The 20,426-nt window shown below is 62.3% G+C and carries 23 protein-coding genes; 22 read left to right on the top strand and 1 reads right to left on the bottom strand.

What is annotated here, in order from left to right:
• Positions 1-58: 58 nt before the first annotated feature.
• Complete coding sequence (locus FFS60_RS04645; protein WP_028628664.1) at positions 59-643, top strand: glycine zipper 2TM domain-containing protein; 585 nt, start codon at positions 59-61, stop codon at positions 641-643.
• A gap of 62 nt (positions 644-705) precedes the next feature.
• Here FFS60_RS04645 and suhB read toward each other — a convergent pair whose 3' ends face one another.
• Positions 706-1,521, bottom strand: a complete 816-nt coding sequence (gene suhB / locus FFS60_RS04640) for an inositol-phosphate phosphatase (RefSeq protein ID WP_028628663.1) — start codon at positions 1,519-1,521, stop codon at positions 706-708.
• A gap of 153 nt (positions 1,522-1,674) precedes the next feature.
• Here suhB and trmJ point away from each other — a divergent pair, with 153 nt between their 5' ends.
• The 21 genes from trmJ (at position 1,675) to FFS60_RS04535 (ending at position 20,425) form a co-directional block, all read left to right on the top strand.
• Complete coding sequence (gene trmJ, locus FFS60_RS04635) at positions 1,675-2,448, top strand: tRNA (cytosine(32)/uridine(32)-2'-O)-methyltransferase TrmJ (RefSeq protein ID WP_028628662.1); 774 nt, start codon at positions 1,675-1,677, stop codon at positions 2,446-2,448.
• Entirely contained in the window at positions 2,448-3,224 is a 777-nt protein-coding gene (gene cysE, locus FFS60_RS04630) for a serine O-acetyltransferase (protein WP_028628661.1), read from the top strand. The genes trmJ and cysE overlap by 1 nt, the downstream gene beginning before the upstream one ends.
• A gap of 186 nt (positions 3,225-3,410) precedes the next feature.
• Positions 3,411-3,908: a Fe-S cluster assembly transcriptional regulator IscR gene (gene iscR, locus FFS60_RS04625; protein WP_016491067.1), complete on the top strand. Its 498-nt coding sequence runs from the start codon at positions 3,411-3,413 to the stop codon at positions 3,906-3,908.
• A gap of 49 nt (positions 3,909-3,957) precedes the next feature.
• Positions 3,958-5,172, top strand: a complete 1,215-nt coding sequence (locus FFS60_RS04620) for an IscS subfamily cysteine desulfurase (RefSeq protein ID WP_028628660.1) — start codon at positions 3,958-3,960, stop codon at positions 5,170-5,172.
• Between the two features lie 30 nt (positions 5,173-5,202).
• The gene (iscU, locus tag FFS60_RS04615; RefSeq protein ID WP_028628659.1) at positions 5,203-5,589 is read left to right on the top strand and encodes a Fe-S cluster assembly scaffold IscU; all 387 of its coding nucleotides are present in this window, start codon (positions 5,203-5,205) and stop codon (positions 5,587-5,589) included.
• A 25-nt stretch (positions 5,590-5,614) separates the two neighbouring features.
• Positions 5,615-5,938: an iron-sulfur cluster assembly protein IscA gene (gene iscA / locus FFS60_RS04610; protein ID WP_028628658.1), complete on the top strand. Its 324-nt coding sequence runs from the start codon at positions 5,615-5,617 to the stop codon at positions 5,936-5,938.
• A gap of 7 nt (positions 5,939-5,945) precedes the next feature.
• Positions 5,946-6,467 carry a co-chaperone HscB gene (gene hscB, locus FFS60_RS04605; protein WP_028628657.1) on the top strand — a complete coding sequence of 174 codons (522 nt, stop codon included), beginning with the start codon at positions 5,946-5,948 and terminating at the stop codon, positions 6,465-6,467.
• A 47-nt stretch (positions 6,468-6,514) separates the two neighbouring features.
• Complete coding sequence (gene hscA / locus FFS60_RS04600; RefSeq protein WP_028628656.1) at positions 6,515-8,374, top strand: Fe-S protein assembly chaperone HscA; 1,860 nt, start codon at positions 6,515-6,517, stop codon at positions 8,372-8,374.
• A gap of 7 nt (positions 8,375-8,381) precedes the next feature.
• Complete coding sequence (gene fdx / locus FFS60_RS04595; protein ID WP_028628655.1) at positions 8,382-8,720, top strand: ISC system 2Fe-2S type ferredoxin; 339 nt, start codon at positions 8,382-8,384, stop codon at positions 8,718-8,720.
• A gap of 2 nt (positions 8,721-8,722) precedes the next feature.
• A complete protein-coding gene (gene iscX / locus FFS60_RS04590; protein ID WP_028628654.1) occupies positions 8,723-8,923 on the top strand; it encodes a Fe-S cluster assembly protein IscX in 201 nt (66 codons plus the stop codon).
• A 103-nt stretch (positions 8,924-9,026) separates the two neighbouring features.
• Entirely contained in the window at positions 9,027-9,458 is a 432-nt protein-coding gene (gene ndk, locus FFS60_RS04585) for a nucleoside-diphosphate kinase (protein WP_028628653.1), read from the top strand.
• Between the two features lie 24 nt (positions 9,459-9,482).
• A complete protein-coding gene (gene rlmN, locus FFS60_RS04580; protein WP_028628652.1) occupies positions 9,483-10,631 on the top strand; it encodes a 23S rRNA (adenine(2503)-C(2))-methyltransferase RlmN in 1,149 nt (382 codons plus the stop codon).
• A gap of 13 nt (positions 10,632-10,644) precedes the next feature.
• Positions 10,645-11,400 (top strand): type IV pilus biogenesis/stability protein PilW, encoded by a 756-nt coding sequence (gene pilW / locus FFS60_RS04575; protein ID WP_028628651.1) that lies wholly within the window; start codon positions 10,645-10,647, stop codon positions 11,398-11,400.
• Positions 11,397-12,482, top strand: coding sequence for a RodZ family helix-turn-helix domain-containing protein (locus FFS60_RS04570; protein ID WP_028628650.1), 1,086 nt, complete (start codon positions 11,397-11,399; stop codon positions 12,480-12,482). Before pilW ends, FFS60_RS04570 begins: the two co-directional genes overlap by 4 nt.
• A 3-nt stretch (positions 12,483-12,485) precedes the next feature.
• Complete coding sequence (gene ispG / locus FFS60_RS04565) at positions 12,486-13,598, top strand: flavodoxin-dependent (E)-4-hydroxy-3-methylbut-2-enyl-diphosphate synthase (protein WP_028628649.1); 1,113 nt, start codon at positions 12,486-12,488, stop codon at positions 13,596-13,598.
• Positions 13,599-13,612: 14 nt separating this feature from the next.
• On the top strand, positions 13,613-14,902 hold the full coding sequence (gene hisS, locus FFS60_RS04560) for a histidine--tRNA ligase (RefSeq protein WP_137821273.1): 1,290 nt from the start codon (positions 13,613-13,615) through the stop codon (positions 14,900-14,902).
• 31 nt (positions 14,903-14,933) lie between these two features.
• Complete coding sequence (locus FFS60_RS04555; protein ID WP_028628647.1) at positions 14,934-15,572, top strand: YfgM family protein; 639 nt, start codon at positions 14,934-14,936, stop codon at positions 15,570-15,572.
• A 1-nt stretch (position 15,573) separates the two neighbouring features.
• The gene (gene bamB, locus FFS60_RS04550) at positions 15,574-16,716 is read left to right on the top strand and encodes an outer membrane protein assembly factor BamB (RefSeq protein WP_028628646.1); all 1,143 of its coding nucleotides are present in this window, start codon (positions 15,574-15,576) and stop codon (positions 16,714-16,716) included.
• A gap of 78 nt (positions 16,717-16,794) precedes the next feature.
• A complete protein-coding gene (der, locus tag FFS60_RS04545; protein ID WP_028628645.1) occupies positions 16,795-18,273 on the top strand; it encodes a ribosome biogenesis GTPase Der in 1,479 nt (492 codons plus the stop codon).
• A 221-nt stretch (positions 18,274-18,494) separates the two neighbouring features.
• Complete coding sequence (locus tag FFS60_RS04540; protein WP_137821272.1) at positions 18,495-19,643, top strand: pyridoxal phosphate-dependent aminotransferase; 1,149 nt, start codon at positions 18,495-18,497, stop codon at positions 19,641-19,643.
• Positions 19,631-20,425 carry an amidohydrolase gene (locus tag FFS60_RS04535; protein WP_137821271.1) on the top strand — a complete coding sequence of 265 codons (795 nt, stop codon included), beginning with the start codon at positions 19,631-19,633 and terminating at the stop codon, positions 20,423-20,425. The genes FFS60_RS04540 and FFS60_RS04535 overlap by 13 nt, the downstream gene beginning before the upstream one ends.
• The last annotated feature ends 1 nt before the right edge of the window (position 20,426 follow it).

The raw sequence follows: 20,426 nt of genomic DNA, 5'->3' as shown, positions 1-20,426 counted from the left end.
CTATCCAAGGCAGTGAGCAGGGCATGCAAGCCCGTTATGGAAGAGTCAGGAGGTTCATGTGAACAAGTCGATGCTAATCGGTACTGTTTTGGGTGCGGTTGGCGTGACTGCCGGCGGCGCTGTGGCCACTTACAGTTTGGTGGGCAATAGCGGTCCGGAGTATGCCGAGGTGCTCGCTGTTCAGCCGATCAATGAAACCGTGAAGACGCCGCGTGAGGTCTGCAACGATGTGGCAGTGACTCGCCAGCGCCCGGTCAAGGATCAGCACCAGATCGCCGGTACCGTCCTTGGTGCGGTGGCAGGTGGCCTGCTGGGTAACCAGGTTGGTGGTGGCTCGGGCAAGAAGATCGCGACCGTCGCTGGTGCGGTGGGTGGTGGCTATGCTGGCAACAAGGTGCAGGAGCATATGCAGGAAGGTGACACCTATACCACCACCGAAACCCGCTGCAAGACCGTCACCGACACCAGCGAAAAGCTGGTGGGCTATGACGTGAAGTATCAATTGGACGGTAAGGTCGGCCAGGTGCGCATGGATCATGATCCGGGCCGGCAGATTCCGGTCACTAAGGAAGGTCAGTTGATCCTGGGGCAGGTGGGTGGCGACGTCCAGCCTCAGGGCGGTGGTGCCGGCGTGCAGCAGTAAGGCGCTTCCAGACAACAAAAAACCCGGCTGAGGCCGGGTTTTTTGTGTTGCGTGAAGCGCGATCAGCGCTTCAGCGAAGGCGGCAGATGTGGCTGGATGGCGGTCAGCACTGCCTTGAAGCATTTGGTATTGCCTGCGACCACATGGCCCTTCTCGAGGAAGTCGTGGCCGCCGGTGAAATCACTCACCAGGCCGCCGGCTTCCTGCACCAGCAGGGCGCCCGCTGCCATGTCCCACTCGGACAGGCCGAACTCCCAGAAGGCGTCGAAGCGACCAGCCGCAACATAGGCCAGGTCCAGGCTGGCGGAGCCGGCGCGGCGGATGCCGGCGGTCTGGCCCACCAGGCTGCGGAACATGCCCAGGTAGTTGTCGAGATTGTCGATCTGGCTATCGCGGAAGGGGAAGCCGGTGCCGAGCAGGGCGCCTTCCAGGCTCTTGCGCGGGCTGACGCGCAGGCGGCGGCCGTTGAGGGCGGCGCCACGACCGCGGCTCGCGGTGAACTCTTCCTGGCGGACCGGGTCCAGGACGACGGCGTGCTCCAGGCGGCCCTTGTATTTGCAGGCGATGCTGACGGCAAAGTGCGGAACGCCGCGGATGAAGTTGGTGGTGCCATCCAGGGGGTCGATGATCCACAGGTAGTCGGCGCCCTCGCCCTTGCCTTCCAGCAGGCCACCTTCCTCGCCGAGGATGCTGTGGTTCGGGTAGGCCTTGCGCAGGGCATGCACGATGGCCAGTTCTGCAGCGCGATCGACCTCGGTGACGTAGTCCTTGGCGTCCTTCTCGTTGACGGAGATAACGTCCAGGCGCTCAATCGAGCGGAAAATCAGTTCACCGGCGCTGCGAGCGGCGCGCAGGGCGATATTCAGCATAGGCTGCATGGGGAGTTCACCTGGGTCGTTAAAGAAGAAAGCCGCACATGGTAGCAGAAAAAGCTGCGGGCAGGCAGGGGAGGCAGCGTGATTCGTGGCGTTGCGTCGGGGTGTCCGGTAAGATTCTCTGCTCCTTTTAAGTTCGGCTGAGAGGCTAGAGCGTTGCTGCAGAACATTCGCGTGGTGCTGGTCAATACCAGCCATCCCGGCAATATCGGTGGTGCCGCCCGCGCCATGAAGAACATGGGCCTGACGAAGCTGGTGCTGGTCGATCCTGTGGACTTTCCGAGCCCGGAGGCTCGTGCTCGCGCATCCGGTGCTGATGACATTCTGGATGGTGCCCAGGTGGTTGGTACCCTCGAAGAGGCGCTGGTGGGCTGCAGCCTGGTTGTTGGCACCAGTGCCCGAGATCGCCGCATACCCTGGCCGTTGCTCGATCCGCGCGAGTGTGGCAAGACGTCCGTTGAGCAGGTGCAGGTCGGCGGTGAGGTCGCCCTTGTATTCGGTCGCGAATATGCGGGTCTTACCAATGAGGAGCTGCAGCGCTGCCAGTACCATGTGCACATTCCCTCGAATCCGGAGTTCTCTTCGCTGAATCTGGCCGCCGCCGTGCAGGTGCTGGTCTATGAAGTGCGCATGGCCTGGCTGGAGCAGGAAGGACTGCCGAGCAAGGTCGAGAAGGTTGAAACCACAGCCATGCTCAATGCTCAGCCGGTCACCGTCGATGAGCTTGAGCGTTACTACGAACACCTGGAAAGCACCCTGGTGGAGATCGGCTTCCTCGATCCCGAGAAGCCCCGGCACCTGATGTCCAGGCTGCGTCGGCTATATGGGCGCAGTGGCATCAGCAAGCTGGAAATGAACATCCTGCGCGGCATCCTGACGGAAACCCAGAAAGCCGCGCGGGGCGATGCAAGCAAGCGGAGTGACAAGTGATGTTCGACGGCATTCGAGAAGACATTCAAAGCGTATTCCACCGTGATCCGGCTGCGCGCAATGCCTTCGAGGTGCTCACTTGTTATCCAGGCTTACACGCCATCTGGTTGCATCGCGCAGCCCATGCTTTGTGGATCGCCGGGTGGAAGTGGCTGGCGCGCCTGGTGTCGAACTTCAGTCGCTGGCTGACCGGTATCGAGATCCATCCGGGGGCGAAGATTGGTCGTCGCTTCTTCATTGACCATGGCATGGGAATCGTCATTGGTGAGACTGCCGAGATTGGCAACGATGTCACCCTCTACCAGGGCGTGACGCTGGGTGGTACCAGTTGGAATCAGGGCAAGCGCCACCCGACGCTGGAAGACGGCGTGGTGGTGGGGGCGGGTGCGAAGGTGCTTGGTCCATTCACGGTGGGTGCCGGCGCCAAGATCGGCTCCAATGCCGTTGTGACGAAGGCGGTGCCGGCCGGCGCCACTGCGGTGGGTATTCCCGGTCGGATCATCGTCAAGGCTGATCCGGAGCAAGAGGCCAAGCGCCAGGCGATTGCTGAGCGCTTCGGCTTCGATGCCTATGGTCTCGGTCAGGACATGCCCGACCCTGTGGCGCGCGCTATCGGCCAGTTGCTGGATCATGTGCAGGCGGTGGATGAGCGCCTGGATGGCATGTGCAAGGCGCTGACCGCGCTGGGTAGCGACTACTGCGCCAAGGCACTGCCGGAACTGCGCGACGAGGACTTTGCCGGCGTTAAGGATGAACAGCGCAAGTCGGTCGGTTGAGTTGCATTCATTCGGCCTTGCTCCGGCAGTCGAGGTCGGATTATTAGGGTGCTAACGGGGTGTGCCTCTGATATTATCCACGCCCCCGCAAGATTTAATCCCGACTGATTTGATCAGGCTTATAGTTGACTTAAATAGTCGGGAATTGCATACTCGCTGCATTCCAGCGATCCCGTGGTACTCACCATGCGACTGACCACCAAAGGCCGTTACGCCGTCACCGCCATGCTCGACCTGGCGCTGCATGCGCAGCACGGGCCGGTGTCCCTGGCGGATATTTCCGAGCGGCAGGGCATTTCCCTGTCCTATCTCGAGCAGCTTTTCGCCAAGCTCCGTCGCGGCAACCTGGTCAGCAGTGTGCGAGGTCCCGGTGGTGGCTACCAGCTTTCCCGTGATATGCACGGCATTCATGTCGCCCAGGTAATAGATGCGGTCAACGAGTCGGTGGATGCCACCCGTTGCCAGGGTCTGGGTGATTGCCACTCCGGTGATACCTGCCTCACCCACCACCTCTGGTGTGATCTGAGCCTGCAGATCCATGAGTTCCTCAGTGGCATCAGTCTGGCCGACCTGGTCAACCGTCGCGAGGTGCAAGAGGTCGCTCAGCGGCAGGATCAACGCCGCTGTGGAAGCAATGGCAGGATGCCGCACCTCGATAAGATTGAAGCGTCCGCCATCGATTGAGCAGGGCGCCGGCCCGTGATTGGCCCCGATACCTGATAGGAGAGCCCCGATGAAATTGCCGATTTACCTCGACTACTCCGCCACTACGCCAGTGGACCCGCGCGTCGCTCAGAAGATGAGCGATTGCCTGCTGGTGGACGGCAACTTCGGCAACCCGGCGTCGCGTTCCCACGTGTTCGGCTGGAAAGCAGAAGAGGCGGTGGAGAACGCCCGTCGTCAGGTGGCAGAGCTGGTCAACGCTGATCCGCGAGAAATCGTCTGGACGTCTGGTGCTACCGAGTCCGACAACCTCGCCATCAAGGGCGTGGCGCACTTCTATAGCGGCAAGGGCAAGCACATCATCACCTCGAAGATCGAGCACAAGGCGGTGCTGGACACCACCCGCCAGCTGGAGCGCGAAGGCTTTGAGGTGACTTATCTCGAGCCGGGCGAAGATGGCCTGATCACCCCGGCCATGGTCGAGGCAGCTCTGCGTGACGACACCATCCTCGTCTCCGTCATGCATGTGAACAATGAAATCGGCACCATCAACGACATCGCTGCCATCGGCGAGCTGACCCGTGCCCGCGGCATCCTCTTCCATGTCGATGCCGCCCAGTCCACCGGCAAGGTGGAGATCGACCTGGAGAAGCTCAAGGTTGATCTGATGTCTTTCTCCGCGCACAAGACCTATGGCCCGAAAGGCATCGGCGCGCTCTACGTACGCCGTAAGCCACGTGTGCGTCTGGAAGCCATGATGCACGGTGGTGGCCATGAGCGCGGCATGCGTTCTGGCACCCTGGCAACCCACCAGATCGTCGGCATGGGTGAAGCCTTCCATATCGCCAAGCAGGAGATGGCCGCCGAGCGCGTGCGCATCAAGGCTTTGGCAGATCGTTTCTGGGCTCAGATCGACGGCATGGAAGAGCTCTACCTGAACGGTAGTGCCACTGCTCGCGTGCCGCACAACATGAACGTCAGCTTCAACTACGTCGAAGGCGAGTCGTTGATCATGGCGCTCAAGGACCTTGCGGTCTCCTCCGGCTCCGCTTGCACCTCGGCTTCCCTGGAGCCGTCCTACGTGCTGCGCGCCCTGGGTCGCAATGACGAGCTGGCGCACAGCTCCATTCGCTTCACTTTCGGTCGTTTCACCACCGCAGAGGAAGTGGACTATGCCGCTGCCAAGGTGCGCGAAGCGGTCAGCAAGCTCCGTGAACTGTCCCCGCTGTGGGATATGTATAAAGAGGGCGTCGACCTGTCCCAGGTCGAATGGCAGGCGCACTGACGCCACCCTGATGAGTGAGGAATAGTTACCATGGCATACAGCGACAAGGTCATCGATCACTACGAAAACCCGCGTAACGTCGGCAAGCTCGACGCCCAGGACCCCGATGTGGGCACTGGCATGGTCGGCGCGCCGGCCTGCGGCGACGTGATGCGTCTGCAGATCAAGGTCAACGAGCAAGGCGTGATCGAAGACGCCAAGTTCAAGACCTACGGCTGCGGTTCCGCCATCGCTTCCAGCTCCCTCGCTACCGAGTGGATGAAGGGCAAGACCCTGGACGAGGCAGCGGCCATCAAGAACACCACCATCGCCGAAGAACTGGCTCTTCCTCCAGTGAAGATTCACTGCTCGGTGTTGGCTGAGGACGCTATCAAGGCGGCCGTCCACGACTACAAGCAGAAGAAGGGTCTGCTCTAAGCGCTCGAACGAGTAAGGAGTTGCAATGGCCATCAGCATGACTGAGTCTGCCGCCCGTCACGTGCAGCGTTCCATTGAGGGGCGCGGCAAGGGTGAAGGTATCCGTCTGGGGGTGCGTACGACTGGCTGCTCCGGTCTCGCCTATGTGCTGGAGTTCGTCGACGAGCTGACTGCGGATGACATGGTCTTCGAGAGTCACGGCGTCAAGGTGATCATCGATCCCAAGAGTCTGACCTACCTTGATGGGACCGAGCTGGACTTCGTTCGCGAAGGGCTCAACGAGGGCTTCAAGTTCAATAACCCGAACGTACGTGGCGAATGCGGCTGCGGCGAGAGCTTCAACGTCTGAGGCGTGTGTGGGAACTCCCTGTCATTTCGCTCTGTTCGACCTGAAGCCGGGTCATCGACTGGATCTGGACCAGCTTGCGGCGCGTTACCGTGAGCTGGCTCGTACCGTCCATCCTGATCGTTTCGCTGATGCTTCCGAGCGCGAACAGCGCTTGGCGCTGGAGCGTGCAGCCCAGCTCAACGATGCTTACCAGACGCTCAAGAGTGCGCCGCGGCGGGCGTTATACCTGCTGGCGCTGAAAGGGCGAGAGCTTCCGCTTGAGGTGACGGTGCAGGATCCACAGTTCCTGCTACAGCAGATGCAGTGGCGCGAAGAGCTGGAGGACTTGCACGACAGTGCTGACTTGGAGGGCGTTGGCGCCTTCAAGCGCCGGCTAAAGGTTGCCCAGGCCGAGTTGGATGGTGATTTCGCTGAGTGTTGGGATGACCCTGCTCGCCGCGAAGATGCCGAGCGCCTGGTGCGTCGCATGCAGTTCCTCGACAAGCTGACCCACGAAGTGCGCCAACTGGAAGAGCGCCTCGACGATTAACCCGCGATGCCGTCTTGGTTGCCGGTACGCCTGATAAATAGACAAGCATGGCCCTACTGCAGATCGCCGAACCCGGACTGAGCCCCCAGCCGCACCAGCGCCGCCTGGCGGTGGGAATCGACCTGGGTACTACCAACTCGCTGGTCGCTGCTGTGCGCAGCGGTGTTGCCGAGCCCCTGCCGGATTCCGACGGGCAGGTCATCCTGCCATCCGCGGTCCGCTATCACGCAGACCGCGTCGAAGTCGGTCGCAGTGCCAAGCAGGCTGCGTCCAGTGATCCGCTGAATACCATCATTTCGGTCAAGCGCTTCATGGGGCGTGGCCTGGAAGACGTGAAGCAACTCGGCGAACAATTGCCGTACCGCTTCGTTGGTGGCGAATCGCACATGCCTTTCATCGAGACTGTCCAGGGTGCCAAGAGCCCGGTGGAAGTTTCGGCTGACATTCTCAAAACCCTGCGGCAGCGCGCCGAGCAGACCCTCGGGGGCGAATTGGTAGGTGCCGTGATCACCGTGCCCGCCTACTTTGACGAGGCCCAGCGCCAGGCCACCAAGGACGCCGCGCGCCTTGCGGGTCTCAATGTGCTGCGCCTACTCAATGAGCCGACTGCCGCTGCGGTGGCCTATGGCCTGGATAAGCAGGCCGAAGGCGTGATTGCCATCTATGACCTGGGTGGCGGCACTTTCGATATTTCCATCCTGCGCCTGACCCGCGGCGTGTTTGAGGTCATGGCCACCGGTGGCGACAGCGCCTTGGGCGGCGATGATTTCGATCATGCCATTGCCGGCTGGATGGTCCAGCAGGCCGGCCTTTCCTCTGATCTTGATCCGGGTGCCCAGCGCAGCCTGCTGCGGGCCGCCTGCGATGCCAAAGAGGCCCTGACCGATTCGGACAGTGTCGAGCTCGCCTACGGCGACTGGCGCGGTATCTTGACTCGTGAGTGCTTCGACACCCTGATCGAGCCCATGGTGGCTCGCAGTCTCAAAGCCTGCCGCCGCGCCGTGCGTGACGCCGGTATCGAGCAAGACGAAGTCGAGGCCGTGGTCATGGTGGGTGGTTCTACCCGCGTGCCGCGAGTGCGTGAGGCTGTGGCCGAGATGTTTGGTCGCCAGCCGTTGACTGACATCGATCCTGATCAGGTCGTGGCTATCGGCGCTGCCGTACAGGCCGATACCCTGGCGGGCAACAAGCGCGGCGAAGAGCTGCTGCTGCTGGATGTGATTCCCCTGTCGCTCGGCCTGGAAACCATGGGTGGGCTGATGGAGAAAGTGATCCCGCGCAACACCACCATTCCGGTGGCGCGTGCCCAGGACTTCACTACTTATAAGGATGGCCAGACGGCCATGATGATTCACGTGCTCCAGGGTGAGCGCGAGCTGATCAAGGACTGCCGTTCTCTGGCGCGCTTCGAGCTGCGTGGCATTCCGCCCATGGTGGCGGGGGCGGCGAAGATTCGCGTGACGTTCCAGGTGGATGCCGATGGCCTGTTGGGTGTTACCGCCCGCGAGCTTGCCTCGGGCGTCGAGGCGAGCATCCAGGTCAAGCCGTCGTACGGCCTGACCGATGGCGAGATCTCGCGCATGTTGCAGGACTCCTTCCAGTACGCTGGCGAGGACAAGAATGCGCGAGCCCTGCGCGAGCAGCAGGTCGAGGCCGAGCGCCTGTTGGAGGCCGTTCAGGCCGCCCTGGATGCCGATGGCGAGCGCCTGCTGGATGATGCCGAGCGGGCCGCGATCCTGGATAGCATGCAAACCCTGCGCGAGTTGGCGATCGGCACTGATGTCGTCGCCATCGAAGCACAGGTCAAGCGCCTGTCCCAGGTGACTGATGCCTTCGCCGCGCGTCGTATGGATGCCGCCGTCAAGACCGCGCTGGCCGGCCGCCGACTCAATGAAATCGAGGATTGACCCAGAAATGCCGCAGATCATCTTCCTGCCTCACGCCGAGCATTGCCCAGAGGGTGCCGTGATCGAGGCGCAGCCGGGTGAAAGTATCCTGGATGCCGCGCTGCGTAGTGGCATCGATATCGAGCACGCCTGCGAGAAGTCCTGCGCTTGCACCACGTGCCACGTAGTGGTGCGCGAGGGCTTCAACTCCATGGAGGCTTCCGACGAACTGGAAGACGACATGCTGGACAAGGCCTGGGGCCTGGAGCCAAATTCCCGTCTGTCCTGCCAGGCGCTCGTCGCCGAAGCGGACTTGGTGGTGGAGATCCCGAAATACACCATCAACCAGGTTTCCGAGGGGCATTGAGCATGAGCTTGAAGTGGACCGACGTGCTGGAAATCGCCATCCAGCTCGCTGAAGCCAAGCCGGATGTCGACCCGCGCTATGTCAATTTCGTCGACTTGCACAACTGGGTCCTGGCCCTGCCGGAGTTTTCCGACGACCCGCACCGTGGCGGCGAGAAGGTGCTCGAGGCCATCCAGGCTGCCTGGATCGAGGAAGCCGACTGACCGGCTCTCCACCTCCGGGTTCCGGCCCTACGCATTTCCCCCTAACCCGCGTATAATTCGCGGGTTTAATTTTTCGCTTTAATCCTTGTTTCTGGAGTTTTCCATGGCTGTCGAACGTACTCTCTCCATCATCAAGCCGGACGCCGTTGCCAAGAACGTGGTCGGTGAGATCATCACCCGCTTCGAAAAAGCCGGTCTGCGCGTCGTTGCCGCCAAGATGGTGCAACTGTCCGAGCGCGAAGCCGGTGGCTTCTACGCCGAGCACAAAGAGCGCGGCTTCTTCAAGGATCTGGTTGCTTTCATGACCTCCGGTCCGGTTGTCGTTCAGGTCCTGGAAGGCGAGAACGCCGTTGCCAAGAACCGTGAACTGATGGGCGCTACCGATCCGAAGAAAGCTGACGCCGGTACCATCCGCGCTGACTACGCCGTTTCCATCGACGAAAACGCCGTACATGGTTCGGATTCCGAGGCTTCTGCTGCTCGCGAAATCTCTTACTTCTTCGCCGCCACCGAGGTGTGCGCTCGCATTCGCTAATCGCGATTGGGAGAGGGTGAAGCCATGACTGAATCGACCGGTAAAGTGAACCTGCTGGGCCTGACCCAGCCGCAACTGGAAAGCTTCTTCGAGTCCATCGGGGAGAAACGCTTCCGTGCCGGCCAGGTGATGAAGTGGATTCACCACTTTGGCGTCGATGATTTCGACGCCATGAGCAATATCGGCAAGGCCTTGCGCGACAAGCTCAAGGCCTCTGCCGAGATTCGCGGTCCGGAAGTGGTCAGCCAGGACATCTCCAGCGATGGCACCCGCAAGTGGGTGGTCCGCGTGGCCTCCGGTAGCTGCGTCGAAACCGTCTATATCCCGCAGGGCGGCCGTGGCACCCTGTGTGTCTCGTCCCAGGCCGGCTGCGCGTTGGATTGCAGCTTCTGCTCCACGGGCAAGCAAGGTTTCAACAGCGACCTCACCGCCGCCGAAGTGATCGGCCAGGTGTGGATCGCCAACAAGTCCTTCGGGACCATCCCCGCGAAGATCGACCGTGCCATCACCAATGTGGTGATGATGGGCATGGGCGAACCGCTGCTGAATTTCGACAACGTGGTCGCCGCCATGAACATCATGATGGACGACCTCGGTTATGGCATTTCCAAGCGCAAGGTGACCTTGTCCACCTCGGGCGTGGCGCCGATGATCGACAAGCTGGGCGAGGTGATCGACGTTTCCCTCGCGCTGTCGCTGCACGCGCCGAACGACCCGCTGCGCAACCAGTTGGTGCCGATCAACAAGAAGTATCCCCTGGCTGTGGTGCTCGATTCCTGCCGTCGCTACATCTCCCGCCTCGGCGAGAAGCGCGTGCTGACCATCGAGTACACCCTGCTCAAGGACGTCAACGACCAGCCCGAACATGCCGTACAGATGATCGAGTTGCTCAAGGACTTCCCTTGCAAGATCAACCTGATTCCGTTCAACCCCTTCCCGCACTCAGGCTACGAGCGGCCCAGCAATAATGCGATTCGCCGCTTCCAGGACCTGTTGCACAAGGCTGGGCACAATGTCACCGTCCGCACCACTCGCGGCGACGATATCGATGCCGCCTGCGGCCAACTGGTCGGCCAGGTCATGGACCGTACCCGTCGCAGCGAACGCTACATTGCCGTGCGCCAGCTGAATGCCGAAGCGGAGGCGTCCAGCAACGCCGTGAACCGGAACTAGAGAAGGACACCCCATGACCCTGCGCGCTGCGCTGCTCCTCGTTTCCTCCGCATTGCTCGCGGCCTGCGTGTCGACCGGACAGGTCGATCCGATGAAGACCGACAAGGGCCGTGACGCAGCACGCGATGCCTATATCGACCTGGGCATCGGCTATCTCAAGCAAGGCGCCACCGAGCGCGCCAAGGTGCCGCTGAAGAAGGCCCTGGAAATGGACCCGTCCAACGCCGATGCCAATGCGGCCCTCGCCCTCGTGTTCCAGACCGAGATGGAGCCGGAGCTGGCTGACCAGCACTACCGCAAGGCCCTGTCATCGCGAAGCGATTCGCGCATCCTCAACAACTACGGGACGTTCCTGTTCGAGCAGGGGCGCTACAAAGACGCCTACGAGCGATTCCAGCAGGCCACCGAGGACAACCTCTACCCCGAGCGTTCTCGGGTGTTCGAGAACCTGGGCCTGACCGCCATGAAGATGAACAACCCGGCCCTGGCCAAGCAGCATTTCGACAAGGCGCTGCGCCTGAACCGCCAGCAGCCCATGGCGCTGCTGGAGATGGCCCAACTGTCCTTCAGCGAGAAACAGTACGTGCCGGCCCGCGACTACTACCAGCGCTACTCCCAGATCGCTCCGCAGACGGCTAGCAGCCTGCTGCTCGGATCGCGCCTGGCGACCATATTCGAAGATCGCGACCAGGCTGCAAGCCTCGGTCTGCAACTCAAGCGCCTTTATCCCGGCACGCCGGAATATCAGCAATACCTGTCGGAGCAATGATGAAAGCGTCGCATCCCGAAGCAGTAGCGGCGACCCGCGCCAACCCCGGTGAGACCCTGCGTCAGGCCCGTGAAGGCAAGGATTGGAGCTTGGGCGAGGTCGCCCGTAACCTCAACCTGACCGAACAGTCCCTGCGCCAGCTAGAAGCGGGCGACTTCGAACAACTGCCGGGGCACACGTTTGCCCGTGGCTACGTGCGTGCCTACGCCAAACTGCTGGGTATCGACCAGGCCGCCCTCGTTGCCGAGTTCGACCATTACACCGGCACCGATGCCAACGGCAGCAGCGTGCACAGCCTGGGCCGCATCGAAGAGCCGGTGCGCCTGTCCCAGAGTGTGTTGCGTATCGTCAGCTTCATTATCCTGGTCGCCCTCGGCGCGGTCGGCTTCTTCTGGTGGCAGGAGCATTCCAGCCGCAACAACGAGGAAGCGTCCAGCGTGAGCATGGAGCATGTGGAAGTGGAAAGTGCCGACGGCACTACCCAGATCCACCCCCTCGACGAGCCGGAAGATCAGGCTGTAGCTGAAGCTCAGGATGGTCAGGCACCGACCCCCGCCGAAGTCTCGCCGGAAATGGCCGCCCAACCCGAGCAACCGGCCGCCGAAGGCACTGCCCCGACTGCTCCGGTAGGCGAGACCGCGCCGGCTACCACTGCTTCGCCTCAGGCTCCGGTCGTTGTCGCAGCGCCGAGCGTTCCGGTTGCACAACCCCCCGCGCCGACCGCCATCGAACCCAGTGCGTCTGCTGTCGCGCCAACGACTACTCCTGTCGCTCCGGTAGCACCCGCTGCAACCCCGGCGCCCACTGCCCAGCCCGCGGCACCCGTGGTAGCCCAACAGGGGCAGGGAGTGGTGCGCATCCAGTTCACCGCCAACTGCTGGACCCAGGTCACTGACGCTGACGGCAAGGTGCTGGTCAGTGCCCTCAAGCGTACTGGCGACAGCCTGGAACTGGCCGGGAAGGCGCCGCTGGAAGTTCGCCTGGGTTTTGCCCGTGGCGCTCAGCTCAGCTACAACGGCCAGTCGGTCGATGTATCGCCTCACGTCCGCGGCGAGACCGCACGCCTGAAGTTGGGGCAATAAGCCATGCATTGCGAATCCCCGATCAAACGCCGCGTATCGCGGAAAATCTGGGTCGGCTCGGTGCCGGTGGGTGGTGATGCACCTATCGCCGTGCAGAGCATGACCAACACCGATACCTGCGACGTCGCAGCCACCGTGGGCCAGATCCAGCGCCTGGTGGATGCCGGTGTCGACATCGTTCGCGTCTCAGTGCCGGACATGGACGCCGCCGAAGCCTTCGGCCGCATCAAGCAGCAGGTTCAGGTGCCGCTCGTGGCGGACATCCACTTCGACTACAAGATCGCCCTTCGCGTAGCCGAACTGGGCGTTGATTGCCTGCGCATCAACCCCGGCAACATCGGCCGTGAAGACCGAGTCAGGGCCGTGGTCGACGCTGCCCGTGACAAAGGCATTCCGATCCGCATCGGCGTCAACGCCGGTTCGCTGGAGAAGGACCTGCAGAAAAAGTACGGCGAGCCCACCCCACAGGCCCTGGTGGAGTCCGCTCTGCGTCACGTCGAGCATCTCGACAAGCTGGACTTCCAGGACTTCAAGGTCAGCGTGAAAGCCTCCGACGTTTTCATGGCCGTCGAAGCCTATCGCTTGCTGGCCAAACAGATCGTGCAGCCCCTGCACCTGGGCATTACCGAAGCTGGTGGCTTGCGTTCCGGCACCGTCAAATCCGCGGTTGGCCTGGGCATGCTGTTGGCTGACGGCATCGGCGACACCATCCGCATCTCCCTGGCGGCGGACCCGGTGGAAGAGGTGAAGGTCGGCTTCGACATCCTCAAGTCCCTGCACCTGCGCTCCCGCGGCATCAACTTCATCGCGTGCCCGAGTTGCTCGCGTCAGAACTTCGATGTGGTCAAGACCATGAACGAGCTGGAAGGCCGCCTCGAGGACCTGTTGGTTCCGCTGGATGTGGCCGTGATCGGTTGTGTGGTCAACGGCCCGGGCGAAGCCAAGGAGGCGCATATCGGCCTCACCGGCGGCACGCCAAACAACCTGATCTACATCGATGGCAAGCCCGCGCAGAAGCTGAATAACGACAACCTGGTGGATGAGCTGGAACGGCTCATTCGCGAAAAGGCGGCCGAAAAGGCCGAAGCTGACGCGGCGCTCATCGCCCGCAGCTGAAATAAGGAACCTTCGTGAGCAAGACCCTGCAAGCCATTCGTGGCATGAACGACATCCTGCCGGAGCAGACGCCTACCTGGCGCTATCTGGAAAATACCCTGGCAGCGCTGTTGGATGGTTACGGATACAAGGAAATCCGCCTGCCGATCCTCGAGTTCACCGAGCTGTTCGCCCGCGGTATCGGCGAAGGCACGGACGTTGTCGACAAGGAGATGTACACCTTCCTCGATCGCAACGAAGAGTCCCTGACCCTTCGCCCCGAAGGTACTGCGGGTTGCGTGCGCGCCATGCTCGAGCATGGCCTTACCGGCGGTGGCCAGGTGCAGAAGCTCTGGTACGCCGGCCCGATGTTCCGCTACGAGAAGCCGCAGAAGGGTCGCTACCGTCAGTTCCACCAAATGGGTGTGGAAGTTTTCAACCTGCCGGGGCCGGACATCGACGCCGAGTTGATCGTGCTTACCTGGCGCCTGTGGAAGAAGCTCGGCCTTGCCGACGCCGTCACCCTGCAGCTGAACAGCCTGGGCTCCAGCGAGGCCCGCGCCCGCTACCGTGACGCCTTGGTGGCCTACCTGCAAGAGCGCTATGACCTGCTGGACGAAGACAGCCAGCGCCGCCTGACCACCAACCCGCTGCGCATACTCGACAGCAAGAATGGTGGTACCCAGGCGCTGCTGGTGGATGCGCCGACCCTGCACGATTACCTGGACGAAGAGTCCGTCGCCCACTTCGAGGGGCTCAAGGCGCGCCTTGATGCAGTGGGTATCCGCTACGAGATCAACCAGAAGCTGGTGCGTGGCCTGGACTACTACAGCCGCACCGTTTTCGAGTGGGTGACTGACAAGCTCGGTTCCCAGGGCACCGTTTGTGCTGGCGGCCGTTATGACGGTCTGGTGACCCAGTTCGGCGGCAAGCCGACTCCGGGCGTGGGATACGCCATGGGTGTCGAACGTCTGGTGCTGCTCCTGGAGACCCTTGGCCTGGTACCGGACGAGCTGAACAGCCCGGCCGATGTCTATATCTGTGCCTTTGGCGAAGCTGCCGAATTGGCAGCTCTAGGCCTTTCCGAGCAGCTGCGTGACGCCCTGCCGGACCTGCGCCTGGTGGTCAATGCCGGGGCCGGCAGCTTCAAGAGCCAGTTCAAGAAGGCCGACAAGAGCGGGGCCCGCTACGCGCTGATCCTGGGGGACGACGAATTGGCCAAGCGCGTGGTAGGTTGCAAGCCGCTGCGCGACGACAGCGAACAACAAAGCATTGCCTGGGATGCTCTGGCCGAGCATCTCGCCGCCTGCCTGAAGCAGGCTTGAGCATCCAAAGATCAGGAGTACGGGGTTAAGCATGCAGACTGAAGAAGAACAGATTGCGCAGTTCAGGGACTGGTGGCAGCGCAACGGCAAACCCATGCTCACTGGCGGCGCACTTGCGCTGGCAGTGGTCTTCGGTTGGCAGGCCTGGCAGAAGTACGACGCCAATCAGGCACAGGGCGCTTCGATCGTTTACCAGCAATTGCTGGAAACCGCTCTGACTCCCAGCGGCGCTCCGGACTCGGCCAAGGTCGCCGAGCTGGCTGGCAAGCTGAAGAGCGATTTCGGTGGGACCCATTACGCACAGTACGGCAGCCTGTTCGTGGCCAAGGTCGCGGTCGAGTCCGGCAAGTTGGATGATGCTGCCGCAGAGCTCAAGGCCGTGCTGGACAAACCTGCCGATGCGACCCTGAGTGAGCTGGCCCGCCAGCGCCTGGCCCGTGTCCTGGCAGCGCAGGACAAGGCTGAAGATGCCCTCAAACTGCTGGATGGCGATGCCGATAAGGCCTTCCTCGCCAGCCGAGAAGAACTCAAGGGCGATCTGCTGGTTCAGCTGGGTCGTACCGACGACGCGCATGCTGCCTACCAGAAAGCCAAGGCTGCGCTGCCCGAAGATGCCGCCGTAGGCGGTCTGCAGATGAAGCTTGACGACCTGGCAAAAGGGGACGCGTGACGTGATGCGCTGGAAGAATGCCGCAGTGCTGGCCCTGGCCCTACTGGCCGTGGGCTGCAGCAGCAATAGCAAGAAGGAACTGCCGCCGGCCGAACTGCCCGATATCACTGAGGAAGTGAAACTGGACAAGGGCTGGAGCCGCTCCATTGGTGACGGCCAGGGCGAGACCTACAACCTGCTGGTGCCCGCCGTCGATGGCGACACCATCTATGCCTCGGACGTCAACGGCGAGGTCATGGCGCTCAATCGCTTCAATGGCGACGTGATCTGGAAGCAAGACCTCGAACTGCCGGTCTCCGGCGCGGTTGGCGTCGGCTATGGCCTGGTGATGCTGGGTACCCTGAAAGGGGAAATCGTCGCCCTCGATGCCACCAACGGCGAAGAGAAGTGGCGCGCCCGTGTAAACGGCGAAGTACTGGCCCCGCCGGCCAACAACGGTGACGTGGTCGTTGTGCAGACTCAGAACGACAGCCTGTTCGGCTTCGACGCGGCCACCGGCAATCAGCTCTGGATCTACGAGAACACTCCGGCCGTGCTGACCCTGCGGGGTACTGGCGCGCCCATCGTGACTAACAATCTGGCCGTCGCCGGTCTTTCCACCGGCAAGGTGCTCGCCCTGGATATCAAGCGCGGCATTCCGGTCTGGGAACAGCGCGTGGCCGTGCCTCAGGGCCGTTCCGAGCTGGATCGCGTAGTGGACATCGACGGCGGCCTGCTGCTGTCCGGCGGTACCGTTTACGTCGCCACCTACCAGGGTCGCGTTGCCGCCCTGGACCTGGAAAGCGGTCGCGTACTCTGGCAGCGCGAGGCGTCCAGCTACGCCGGCGTCGCCCAGGGCTTCGGTAACGTTTACGTAAGCCTGGCCAGCGGAACCGTGGAAGGTGTGGACGAGCGCTCCGCCTCCGCCTTGTGGAGCAACGACGCCCTGGCTCGCCGCCAGCTGTCCGCTCCTGAGGTCTTCTCCAGCTATGTGGCTGTCGGTGACTTCGAAGGTTACTTGCACCTGTTGAGCCAGGTGGACGGCCACTTTGTCGGCCGCGAGAAGATCGACGGCGATGGTCTGCGTGCCCGTCCGCTGGTGGTGGGTGAGTGGATGTACGCCTATGGCAACGGTGGCAAGCTGGTTGGCCTGACCATCCGCTAAGCTGAAGTCTGATATCCGGCCGCTGCCGTCAAACGGTAGCGGCCTTTGTGTTTTCTGAAATAACGAGTGGAGAGCCTCATGGTTCCCGTAATTGCCCTGGTGGGTAGGCCCAACGTCGGCAAGTCCACCCTGTTCAACCGCCTGACCAAAACCCGAGACGCGATCGTCGCGGAGTACGCGGGTCTGACCCGTGATCGCCAGTACGGCGAGGCGAAGTGGCAGGGTCGCACCTATATCGTCATCGACACCGGGGGTATCTCCGGCGATGAGGAAGGCATCGACGCAAAAATGGCCGAGCAGTCCCTGCAGGCGATCGAAGAGGCTGATGCAGTGCTCTTCATGGTCGACTCCCGCGCTGGCATGACGGCCTCCGACCAGATGATCGCTGAGCACCTGCGCAAGCGGAACAAGCGCAGCTTCCTGGTGGCCAATAAGGTCGACACCGTTGACCCGGACATCGCGCGCGCCGAGTTCAGCCCCCTGGGCCTGGGCGACGCCTTGCCGATCGCTGCCGCCCATGGCCGTGGCATCAGTCAGATGCTCCAGGCTGCTCTGGGTGAGTTCCCCCGTGATGATGGTGCCGACGAAACTGAGGCCGCCGAGGCCGAAGTGGTTGCCGAAGGCACTGAGCCGACGCGCGTGCCCGGGCCGAGTGAAAAGGATGGCATCAAGATCGCCATCATCGGTCGCCCCAATGTTGGCAAGTCCACCCTGGTCAACCGCATGCTCGGTGAAGAGCGGGTGATCGTGTACGACCAGGCCGGTACTACCCGTGACAGCATCTACATCCCCTTCGAGCGTAACGAAGAGAAGTACACCCTGATCGACACCGCTGGCGTGCGTCGTCGCGGCAAGATCTTCGAGGCAGTGGAAAAGTTCTCGGTGGTGAAAACCCTGCAGGCCATCCAGGATGCCAACGTGGTGATCTTCGTGATGGACGCCCGTGAAGGGGTAGTCGAGCACGACCTCAACTTGCTGGGTTTCGTGCTCGAGACCGGCCGTGCGCTGGTCATTGCCCTGAACAAGTGGGATGGCATGGAACCGGGTGAGCGCGACTATGTGAAGACTGAGTTGGAGCGCCGGCTGTTCTTCGTCGATTTCGCCGACATCCACTTCATCTCCGCCCTGCATGGCACCGGCGTCGGCCACCTGTACAAGTCAGTGCAGGATTCCTTCCGTTCCGCCATCACCCGCTGGCCCACCAGCCGTCTGACCCAGATCCTCGAAGACGCGGTGCAGGAGCACCAGCCGCCGCTGGTCAACGGCCGCCGCATCAAGCTGCGCTACGCCCACCTCGGTGGAGCCAACCCGCCGCTGATCGTGATCCACGGCAACCAGACCGAGTCGGTGCCCAAGTCCTACTCGCGTTACCTGGAAAACACCTACCGGCGCGTGCTCAAGCTGGTCGGTACGCCGATCCGCATCGAGTACAAGGGCGGCGAGAACCCCTTCGAGGGCAAGAAGAACACCTTGACCGAGCGTCAGGTGAACAAGAAACGCCGTCTCATGTCGCACCACAAGAAGGCCGACAAGAAGCGCCGCGACAAGAAGCGCTGATACCGGCTGGACTGGAAGAGGGCGCCCTGGGGCGCTCTTTTTCTTTCCAGGGTCGCACTTTGGGTGGAATTCGGCTTTCGTAGGAGCGAGCTCTGCTCGCGAACTGGGCCGGCACAATGTTTCGCGAGCATAGCTCGCTCCTGCAGGGGCATTCCTGTGGTCGCGAACCCCCTCAGGCCTTAAGCTATGACCCACTTCCCAGTCGCCAGCAGCCTGATGAAATGATCGCCAGCAAGTTGCCCAACGTCGGCACCACCATCTTCACCCGCATGTCCCAACTCGCCGCTGAAGTCGGCGCCATCAATCTGTCCCAGGGCTTCCCGGATTTCTCCGCGCCGACTGCCCTGTGCGATGCGGTCGGCCGGCATATTGCGGCCGGGCACAACCAGTACGCACCCATGACCGGTCTGCCGGCGCTGCGCGAGCAGGTGGCGGCCAAGGTTGCGGCCTTTTACGGGCGCCCGGTCAGCGCCGATACCGAGGTGACCATCACCCCGGGGGCCACTGAAGCCATCTTCTGTGCCATCCAGGCCGTGGTCCGTGCTGGCGATGAGGTGATCGTCCTCGACCCTTGCTACGACAGCTACGAACCCTCGGTTGAACTGGCTGGTGGCCGCTGCGTGCACGTACCTCTGGCACTGCCGGGGTTTGCCATCGACTGGCAACGCATGCGCGACGCACTGAGCCCGCGCACCCGCATGATCATCCTCAACAGCCCGCACAACCCCAGCGGTGCGCTGATTTCCCGCGCCGAACTGGACCAGTTGGCCGAGCTGATTCGTGATCGCGACATCTACCTGGTGTCGGACGAAGTCTACGAGCACCTGGTGTTCGATGGTGTCAGCCATGTCAGCGTGCTGGCCCATGACGAGTTGTACGCGCGTGCCTTCGTGGTCAGTTCCTTCGGCAAGACCTACCACGTCACCGGCTGGAAGACCGGCTATGTGGTGGCGCCGCCCGTGCTGTCCGCCGAGCTGCGCAAGGTCCACCAGTACGTCAACTTCTGCGGTGTGACCCCGCTGCAATGGGCGCTTGCCGATTTCATGGCGGCGCACCCGGAGCACCTGGCCGAGCTGCCGACCTTCTACCAGGCCAAGCGCGACCTGTTCTGCGATCTGCTGGCCGGCTCGCGCTTGCGTTTCAGCCGTGCCGCCGGTACCTACTTCCAGTTGGTGGACTACAGCGCCATCCGCGACGACCTGGACGATGTGGCCATGTCCGAATGGCTTACTCGTGAACACGGCGTGGCCGCCATTCCGGTTTCGGTGTTTTACCAGCAAGCGCCCAAGGATTTGCGACTGGTGCGGTTCTGCTTCGCCAAACGTGAGGAGACGCTGCGTCAGGCGGCGGAAAAACTATGCGCGATCTGACCGCCTTGCCTGATCTCAAGCTGGCCCTGGTGCAGACCACCCTGGCCTGGCACGACTGCGAAGCCAACCACGCGCATTTCGAAACCTTGCTGGAACAGGCGAAGGGCGCTGACCTGATCGTCCTGCCAGAGATGTTCACCACCGGTTTCTCCATGGACTCCTCGGCGCTTGCCGAGCCCGAGCAAGGGCCGACCCACGCCTGGCTGAGGGAGCAGGCCAAGCGCCTGGATGCGGTGATCACCGGTAGCGTCATCATCCAGGTCGCTGATGGCAGCCACCGCAATCGCCTGCTCTGGGCGCGTCCGGACGGTGAGGTCCTGCATTACGACAAGCGTCATTTGTTCCGCATGGCCGGTGAGCACAAGCACTACACGCCGGGCGAGACCCAGGCGTTGTTCGAGCTCAAGGGCTGGCGCGTGCGGCCGTTGATCTGCTACGACCTGCGTTTCCCGGTGTGGAGCCGCGATCCGCACGACACCGACTTGCTGCTCTACACGGCCAATTGGCCGGCCGCGCGTCGCCATCATTGGAACCGACTGCTACCTGCGCGTGCCATCGAAAACCTCTGTTACGTCGCCGCGGTGAATCGCGTCGGTACCGATGGCAAGGGCCACGGCTACAGTGGCGACAGCCAGGTGTTGGATTTCCAGGGTGAGAGCCTGCTGGATGCCGGCGATGCCGATGGCGTGTTCTTCGCCAACCTGTCCGCCGCACAACTGGCTGCGTATCGCGAGCGCTTCCCGGCCATGCGCGACGCAGACGCATTCGACCTGCACCTCTGAG

It is taken from the genome of Pseudomonas sp. D(2018), from assembly GCF_005502555.1.
Lineage (GTDB): Bacteria > Pseudomonadota > Gammaproteobacteria > Pseudomonadales > Pseudomonadaceae > Metapseudomonas > Metapseudomonas resinovorans.
The sequence above is the reverse complement of the archived record's forward strand: the minus strand, read 5'-3'. Positions and strand labels throughout refer to the sequence as shown.